At 62.7% G+C, this 7,750-nt stretch carries 9 protein-coding genes; 7 read left to right on the forward strand and 2 right to left on the reverse strand.

Going from position 1 to position 7,750, the window contains the following annotated elements; translation table 11 throughout:
- Window positions 1–10 precede the first annotated feature (10 nt).
- Both ACLNEE_RS16355 and ACLNEE_RS16360 read right to left on the reverse strand, forming a co-directional pair.
- The gene (locus ACLNEE_RS16355; RefSeq protein ID WP_412007393.1) at window positions 11–397 is read right to left on the reverse strand and encodes an FAD-dependent oxidoreductase; all 387 of its coding nucleotides are present in this window, start codon (window positions 395–397) and stop codon (window positions 11–13) included.
- On the reverse strand, window positions 394–1,659 hold the full coding sequence (locus ACLNEE_RS16360) for an NAD(P)/FAD-dependent oxidoreductase (RefSeq protein ID WP_412007394.1): 1,266 nt from the start codon (window positions 1,657–1,659) through the stop codon (window positions 394–396). The genes ACLNEE_RS16355 and ACLNEE_RS16360 overlap by 4 nt, the downstream gene beginning before the upstream one ends.
- A 127-nt stretch (window positions 1,660–1,786) precedes the next feature.
- On the opposite strand from ACLNEE_RS16360, the gene traF reads away from it, so the two are divergent.
- The 7 genes from traF to ACLNEE_RS16395 all read left to right on the forward strand — a co-directional run.
- Complete coding sequence (traF, locus tag ACLNEE_RS16365) at window positions 1,787–2,890, forward strand: conjugal transfer protein TraF (RefSeq protein WP_412007395.1); 1,104 nt, start codon at window positions 1,787–1,789, stop codon at window positions 2,888–2,890.
- A gap of 210 nt (window positions 2,891–3,100) precedes the next feature.
- Window positions 3,101–3,463: a hypothetical protein gene (locus ACLNEE_RS16370; protein WP_412007396.1), complete on the forward strand. Its 363-nt coding sequence runs from the start codon at window positions 3,101–3,103 to the stop codon at window positions 3,461–3,463.
- 106 nt (window positions 3,464–3,569) lie between these two features.
- Entirely contained in the window at window positions 3,570–4,499 is a 930-nt protein-coding gene (locus tag ACLNEE_RS16375; protein ID WP_412007397.1) for a metal ABC transporter solute-binding protein, Zn/Mn family, read from the forward strand.
- A gap of 32 nt (window positions 4,500–4,531) precedes the next feature.
- Window positions 4,532–5,194, forward strand: coding sequence for a metal ABC transporter ATP-binding protein (locus ACLNEE_RS16380; protein WP_412007398.1), 663 nt, complete (start codon window positions 4,532–4,534; stop codon window positions 5,192–5,194).
- On the forward strand, window positions 5,191–6,045 hold the full coding sequence (locus ACLNEE_RS16385; protein WP_412007399.1) for a metal ABC transporter permease: 855 nt from the start codon (window positions 5,191–5,193) through the stop codon (window positions 6,043–6,045). The genes ACLNEE_RS16380 and ACLNEE_RS16385 overlap by 4 nt, the downstream gene beginning before the upstream one ends.
- Entirely contained in the window at window positions 6,042–7,148 is a 1,107-nt protein-coding gene (locus tag ACLNEE_RS16390) for a metal ABC transporter permease (RefSeq protein ID WP_412007400.1), read from the forward strand. The genes ACLNEE_RS16385 and ACLNEE_RS16390 overlap by 4 nt, the downstream gene beginning before the upstream one ends.
- Before the next feature lie 45 nt (window positions 7,149–7,193).
- Window positions 7,194–7,750 (forward strand): hypothetical protein (locus ACLNEE_RS16395; RefSeq protein ID WP_412007401.1); only part of this gene is annotated, 557 nt, incomplete at its 3' end.

Here is a 7,750-nt window from a genome sequence, read left to right on the forward strand (position 1 = left end):
GACTCATGGCTCACCACCTTCTCCACCACCGGCAGCACGAAGGAGAGGCCCGGCTGCAGCTGGCGGTCGTACTTGCCCAGCCGCTCCACGAGTCGCGACTGACCGCCGCTGCCCCGCTCATCACCCGACCCTTGCTGCACGCAAACATCGGCTTTTCGATCTGGATCAACCCATCGGTTGAGAGCTCCGTTTGCATCACCGCGCCCAAGGCGTGGCCGTCGGGGGTAACAAAGGTCGCGCCGGTATCAAATCGGTAGTCACCGATCCAGCGGGTGGCGCAACGCCCCCCGAACCCGCGGCTTTTCTCAAAGACCGTGACGGCGAACCCTTGCGCCTGCAGAGCGCGGGCGGCAGCCAAGCCGGCCATGCCCGCCCCAACGACGGCAATACGGCTCACGCGCGGACGGGCTCCCGCAGCTGGCTCAACACGGCCACGGCCGCGTCTTGTCCGGCGCGGACGGCCCCATCAATGCCCAGATAGGTCGCGGCTTCTCCGGCCACCACCAATCCCGGACGGGGTTCCCGCTCGGGCCGTTGACCGGCGTAGCCGACGGGTTGGCCCACCTGGGCAAACGGAATGCGATCGACCCGCAGGGGTCGCCACGCAGCCACATTGGCCTTGGGGAACCACTGGGTGAGTTCGTAGCGCACCGACTTGGCGACGTACATGTCGTCCTCGGGGGGAAGGCCAAGCAGAGTGGCGGAGACCAAGTGCTGTCCCGCCGGAGCCAGACCCCGGGCCACCTTGCTGGGCACTGCGACGTGGTTCACATCGCCTCGGCCCAAACCGTTCACGACCAAGATCCCTTCGTCCACGGGCGATTCGGGCACCGCAAAGTGGACAGTGGTGCAGCTTTTGTGGCCCACGGGCACCGGAACGCCGGCAAGATCGCGGAGGGTCGCGGCATCGGTGGCCAGAATCACGCGTTCGGCCTCAATCGTTTCGCCGCCCTCGGTAACGACCCCGGTCACCCGACCATCCTCTTCCACCAGCTTGGCCACCCGGGTGTTGAATCGGAACAGCTCGGCCGGAAGGTCGGCCGCTACTTGAGCCGGAATCGCCTCAATCCCGTCGGCGGGAGTGGTGGCGTAGCCTTGCTCCAAACACTTCCAGTAGAACAAGAAGGGGCGTGCCGAATCGTTGAGGCTGCGATCAAGAAATACGCCGCCGAAGAACGGACGCACAAATCGGTCGATGAACTTTTCGCTGAATCCCCGGCCACGCAGAAACTCAGGAATGGTCACATCGTCGATGTCCCAGACATCTTCAAAGCTCATCTCCTTCACCTCTTGACCCCAGGTGGCAATGCGCATCAGGTCAGAAATGGGCACCCATCCGCTAAAGAGGGTGTGCAGGATGTTCTCGCGGTGGACTTCGTGCTGCTTTTGCCCATCCCACACCAGGCAGCCGGGTTCATAACGGCGCAGGTCAAGCCGAGCTAAGTCCAGCTCAAGCCGGGCGGTCGGATACTGGTCAAAGTAGACCTGAAACCCGCGGTCAAGCCGGAATCCGTCAACGGTATCCGTCTTCATGCGTCCGCCGGGGCGATCGGAGGACTCGAGAATGAGCACCGGCAACCCCGCCTGATGCAAGCGCCGCGCGCACACCAGGCCCGAGAGTCCGGCCCCCACAATCACCACTGGTCGATTCATGGCCATCGTTTTACCTGTTACTACGGGGCGAGTCCGGGCGGTGACGTCGCCTCCCGTTCTCTTCCCGTCTCCCTTCATTTTTGGCGCATTGCACCGATAAATCTACCGGGCCTCTTGCAGGCCAGGCACAGTTATGCGCTATTCGATCCTTTTCCTGGCTACGGCCGTCGTTCTTGCCATGCTCCCCGCCATTGGCCGGGCCGATTTTCAGATTGGTGGGGGCGCCGCGCCGGGGATGGGCAAAGCGGGTCTTGCCATTCCCTACAAGCTGGCCGGAAGCGGCAAAATGAATCCGGCGGCCTACGGCTTGCTCGATGGCAAGCTGAAGTTCACGTGGCCCAGCTTCCGATTCCGCTTGCAGGGCATCAACTTCAGCGATCTCGAAGACTTTAACGGCACCGTCGGCGATGGTGGATTCGACCAAAACGAATTGTCTCGCCTCGCCCGCCAGTTTGGCGATGAATCGATTGAATTCGGGGCCGGGGCCGATGTCGCCCTGAGCTTTGGCGGGTTCGCGTTCAGCTTCAGCGGTGATGGTCACGCCTTTACGCGCCCCAATGCCGACCTGCAAGGTTGGGTGGAAAGCGGATCGGCCGGTGCGCCGCCGCTTTCTTCCCGGCTGGATGCCTATGGCGTCGCCGGGTACGAGTTTGGCGTGGCTTACGGTCGCCGTATCCGATCCAAAGAGTGGGGCGGGATCAGTGTGGGTGCGCGCGCAAAGTTCGTCCGCACCTACTACAGCCACCAGTTTGTCACCGGCACCGACATTGCCACCAATGGCGGGGGACGGCCTGCCCCCGAAATGGGCGGCCAAGATGTGCTGGACGAGACCGGATTTGGTCTTGACCTGGGCGTCATCGCCAGCCGGGAAAAGGATCGTGGCTGGTTCTACGGGGCCACCATTGATAACCTGATCGTCCCGAACGTGAAGTTTTCTGCTACCGACCCGCTGGGCGCACCCGGTGAGTCCAAGCCTTACAAGCGCGCCTTTAACTTGGGCAGCGGTTATCTCATTCCCGATCGCGGCTACATCGCCCTGGACTGGGCCGACCTGGGGAACGGCGCCGGCAAGCAAGAACTGCGGATGGGCGGCGAATACTGGGTGACGCGCGGGTTTGCCGTGCGCGCGGGCTACGCCTCGCGAGTCGGATACTCGGTGGGTGTTGGCCTGGGCGGATTCAACTTTGCCTACAGCCGCAATCTTCCCGGGCAGTTCAGCTACTCGCTGAAGTTCTAAAGTCGATTCATCATCACATTATCGACATAAAATCCGTTGCGATCGGGCACCAAGCGCGGTCGCAGCGGGTTTCTAGCTTTATCTGGCCCCACTTTGGAACCAGATTGGGATCAGGTTGCGGCGCGCGCGACGCCGCATTCGTCATGGAGGAACGAGCTTTGACGGGGCTCGCCAGGGCGGAGAACGATTCCGCGCACTTGGAGACTACACATGAAGAACAAACTGACGTTAATGGCCCTTTGCGGCCTCGTTCTGGGCGCTTTCGCCCTCGTTGGCTGCGGCGAAGTCAAGGAAGCGGCCGGTGAAGCCGCGACCGAAGCCAAGACTGCGGCGGGCGAAGCCGTGAAGGAAGCCGGTGCTGAAGCCGGAGCGGCCGTTAAGGAAGCGGGCGCCGAAGCGGGTGCGGCCGTGGGCGAAGCGGCTGGTAAGGTGGGCGAAGCCGCCGGTCAAGCCGGTGAAGCGGTGAAGGAAGGCGCGGACAAGGTGGGTGAAGCCGCCGGTGCCGCCGGGGCTGCGGCCGGTGAAGCCGCCGGTAAGGTCGGCGAAGCTGCCAGCGGCGACGCGGGCAAGTAAATCCCCGAAAAGCTCAATGACCGCCCGGCTCTTCTGAAAAAGGAGAGCCGGGCCTTTTTTGCATTCACGGAACATCGAAACGCAACTCATGGTAGATTAGTTAGCCATGGCTAACTTTGCCCGCGCATACGGAATCGGTGCGGCATTGTTGGCCCTGGGCGCCGTGGGGCTGGGCCTGGCTCTGGCCCCCGCAGAATCGCCCTTCCGAGAATCGGGCGTCACGCGCATTGTCGCAACCACCGGGATCGCCGCCGACTTAGTGCGCGAAATCGGTGGCGACCAAGTCGAGGTCATTGCGCTGATGGGCCCCGGCATCGACCCCCATAGCTACAAACCCCGGGCCCGTGACTTGATCAAGATGGATCAGGCCGATCTCATCGTTGCCCACGGGCTTGGGCTCGAAGGCAGGATGGCCGACGTCTTTGCCGCCCAGGGCGGCCGCGCCATCATTTTGGGGGATGCGCTTGACCCGGCCACGCTGAAGCGCGAGGAGGACGAAATTGACCCCCACGTGTGGCACGATCCGGTTTTGTGGGCCCAAACCGCCCGGTGGCTTGGCAAAGCCTTGGCCCAACAGTTGCCTGAACACGCCGATGAGGTGAAATCGCGGGCCGAACGCTTTGCCCTTCAGGCAGAATCCCTCGCCACCGAAATTCGGGCTGAGCTCGGAAAGATCCCCCCGGCCCGACGCCGACTCATCACATCTCACGATGCCTTCCAGTACTTTGGCGCCCGGTTTGAAATCCAGGTCGATGGCATCCAAGGCATCAACACTGCCGCCGAGGCTTCGGCCCGACAGATTCGCACCCTGGCCGAGCAAGTGGCGGACGAGAAGATTCCCGCCGTCTTCATCGAAACCAGCACCTCCGATGCCACTGCCCGCGCCGTCGTCTCGGCGAGTCAAGCGCGGGGGCACCGGGTGAAAATCGGGCGCGCCCTCTTCGCCGATGCCTTGGGCGAGCCCGGTACTGATGCGGCAACGTGGGCGGGAATGATTCGCGCGAACGCCCGCTCTGTTAAGGAGGCCCTGCAATGAACCAGCCTGCTCTCACCGTCCGCGACCTGACCGTGGCCTACGGCGACCGCCTCATCCTTCGTGACCTCGATGTCGATATCCCCGAGGGTCAGCTGGTCGCCCTGGTCGGCCCCAACGGATCAGGGAAAAGCACCTTGCTGAAAGCCATTTTGGGCCTCATCACCCCGGTGAGCGGAACGGTTCACATTGGCAAGTCGGGGCGCGACCCCGTCGGATTTGTGCCTCAGCGTGCCGTGGTGGATTGGGATTTTCCCATCGACGTGATGGGAGTCGTGCTGATGGGCACGTATCGCAACCTAGGCTGGTGGCGAAAACCCGGAGCCGCCGAGCGAACCCGTGCGCGAGAAGCTTTGGCGCAGGTTGGCTTGAGCGAGCTCGCCACGACCCCAATTGGCAACTTAAGCGGAGGTCAGCAACAACGTGTCTTCGTGGCCCGCGCCTTGGCTCAGCAAACCCAGATCACGCTGCTCGATGAACCGTTTGCCGGAGTGGATGAAGCCAGTGAAGTGACCATTTTGCACGTCTTGCGCGGCATGGTGCAGCAAGGTCAAACCCTGGTGGTCGTTCACCACGACCTAGAAACCGTCCGCCAGCACTTTGACCACGTGATTGCCCTTCAGCAAGGGCAGGTTGTGGCGACCGGCACCCCCGAAGCCGTGCTGGCCAGTCGTGCGACGCATCCCTCCAGGCCATGATGGAACTCCTGACCGATCCGACCTATTTGACGGTCATCATTGGCGTGACCGTGCTGGGAGCCGTTTGCGGCACCTTGGGCACCCTGGCCGTGCTTCGGCGCAGCGCTTTGGTCGGAGACACCTTAGCCCATGCGGCCTTGCCCGGCATTGCCGGAGCGGCTTTATTGACCGGCACGACCGCCCTTCCGGTTCTCTTGGTCGGGGCCGCCGTGACCGGTCTCCTGGCCCTGACCCTGTCTGATATCGCCCGACGGATGGCACGGGTCGAAAGCAGCGCGGCGCTCGGTACCAGCCTGTCGGTGTTTTTTGGCATTGGCGTGGTGCTTTTGGGCGTGGTGCAGCAGCAACAAGGCGGTACGGCTGGACTCGAGCGATTTCTTTTCGGTCAGGCGGCGGCCCTCCTGCCCGCTCACATTCTGTTAACCGCCGGGGTCGGGGCGGCGGCGATTCTTGTTCTCTGGCGGGCCGACTTTGCCATCCGCACCGCCACGTTCGACCGCACATTCGCGGAAACGGTGGGGCTCACCACCAGCCGCATCGACCTTTTGGTGACCGGGCTGCTGGCAGCGGGGGTGGTGGTTGGACTTTCCACGGTGGGCGTGGTGCTGGTCTCCGCGCTGCTCGTGGCTCCGCCCGTTGCGGCCCTGCAATACACCCGCAAGTACGGCCATACCTACCTGCTGGCCGCCCTGTTCGGCGGACTGATTGGCGCGGTGGGCAGCGCGGCGAGTTTGCTGATTCCCGGCGCCCCGACCGGGCCGATTGTGGTGCTGCTGGCGGTCGCGTGGGTTGCCATTTCGATGGGAATCCGCTCAGCTCTGACCCGAACTCAGGGGAGGCAACCTGCATGACCGCAACGGCCTGGATGCTGGTGATTGTGGTTCTGGCCGGAATTGTTTGCGCCTGGGCCGGAGTGTTCTTGGTCCTGCGGAAAGGGGCCATGACCGCCGACGCCATCAGTCACGCGGTGCTGCCGGGCCTGGTCGCCGCCTTTTGGCTGAGCGGGAGTCGCAACCTGCTCACCGGATTTTTGGGGGCTCTTTTCGCGGCCTTACTCACCGTGGGCCTGGTCGAATGGCTGGCTCAGCGAGCCCGGCTCCGCCAAGACACCGCGCTGGGCCTGGTCTTTCCGGCGATGTTTGCGCTCGGCGTCCTGTGGGTGTCGCTGGCGTACCAAGACGTCCATTTAGACACCGACGCGGTGCTCTTTGGCGATCTCACCTTGGCCCCGTTCGATCGCCTGAGCTTGAATGGTCAAGATCTCGGACCAAACTCTTTTTGGTTGATGATCGGAAGTTTGCTGATTGTGAGCGTAACCACGACTCTTTTGCATCGACCCCTGCTTTCCAGTGCCTTTGATGAGACTTACGCCAAGCTGATTGGCCTTAAGCCAGCCCTCGCGAATGCCGCCCTGATGACGGTCGTGGCCACCGCAATTGTGGCTGCTTTCACGGCCGTCGGAGCGATTCTGGCCGTTGCCCTCGTGGTCGTTCCCGCGACAATCGGACTGCTTTGGCGCCGAGCCGTACTCGGCGTGACCCTAATCGCGATCGGGACGGCCGCGGCCGCCGCCACCCTTGGAACCGGGCTGGCCCTACAGTGGGATCTGAGTCCGGCCGGGATGGTGGTCGTCATTCTCGGGAGCTTTTACGGGCTCTCGGTTCTGTTTGCCCCGGACCGGGGTTGGTACGCCCGTCGGCTTCAAGCCGAGCAGGCGCGAGTGCAGGACGGGGTGATGGCGCTCTGTGCCCACCTGCAACGCCACGCCGGGACGGCCGATGAATCCACGGAGAACACGCGCGAACACCTTCAATCAGAACTCGGCTGGACCGAGGCGCAAACGAATCGTATTTTATCGACCGCTCAACAACTGGGAATCATTCGCGAAAGCGAGGGTCAGATTCACTACATTGGACCGGTAGATTCACCTACTTACCCTGACAAACAGCCCTAAATACGTATTCACAACTTTTCGCTCCGGTCAGAATCTCTGCGGGCCATGTTCTTCACGAAATATCCGCACGCCGCGAACTTTAGCTACGCTCAAGGGGCCGGGCCGCGCCTGCAGGTCGGCTCGCGCGAGGTAGAGATTGCCTTGGCCAGCTTTGCCGACGGCGTCAACCGTGTGACGCTGCGAAATCCTGACATCTGGGATGAAAACCTGAGCTTGATTGAGTTGAACGCGCCGGAAGCCTCGGCCCCGCGATTGGACTGGGATGGCCACGTGCTCACCATCCGCAATGAGCGTGGCGAACCGATCCTCACCACCCGCCCCGAAGCCGGAATCGGCCTGAACGGTCAGGCCAGTCTGTTCCAGTTTGCGACTCCCACGGGATGCCGCTTTTACGGTCAGGGGGGCAAGAGCATGGAGTTGCTGGAATTTAGCGGAACCCGCACCGTCACTTACAACACCGACGTCTGGTCCGACTTCCACTTTGCCCAGTGGAAACAACACCACGTTGATCCCACGTACTTCAGTACCCCCTATCTGGCTGTACGCTTGCCTGATGGCAGCTACGCGGGAATCCTGTTCCACAACCCCGCGCCCGTGTTTAT

Origin of the sequence: Aphanothece stagnina RSMan2012 (genome assembly GCF_046764815.1) — a bacterium.
Classification (GTDB): domain Bacteria; phylum Cyanobacteriota; class Cyanobacteriia; order PCC-6307; family Cyanobiaceae; genus NIES-981.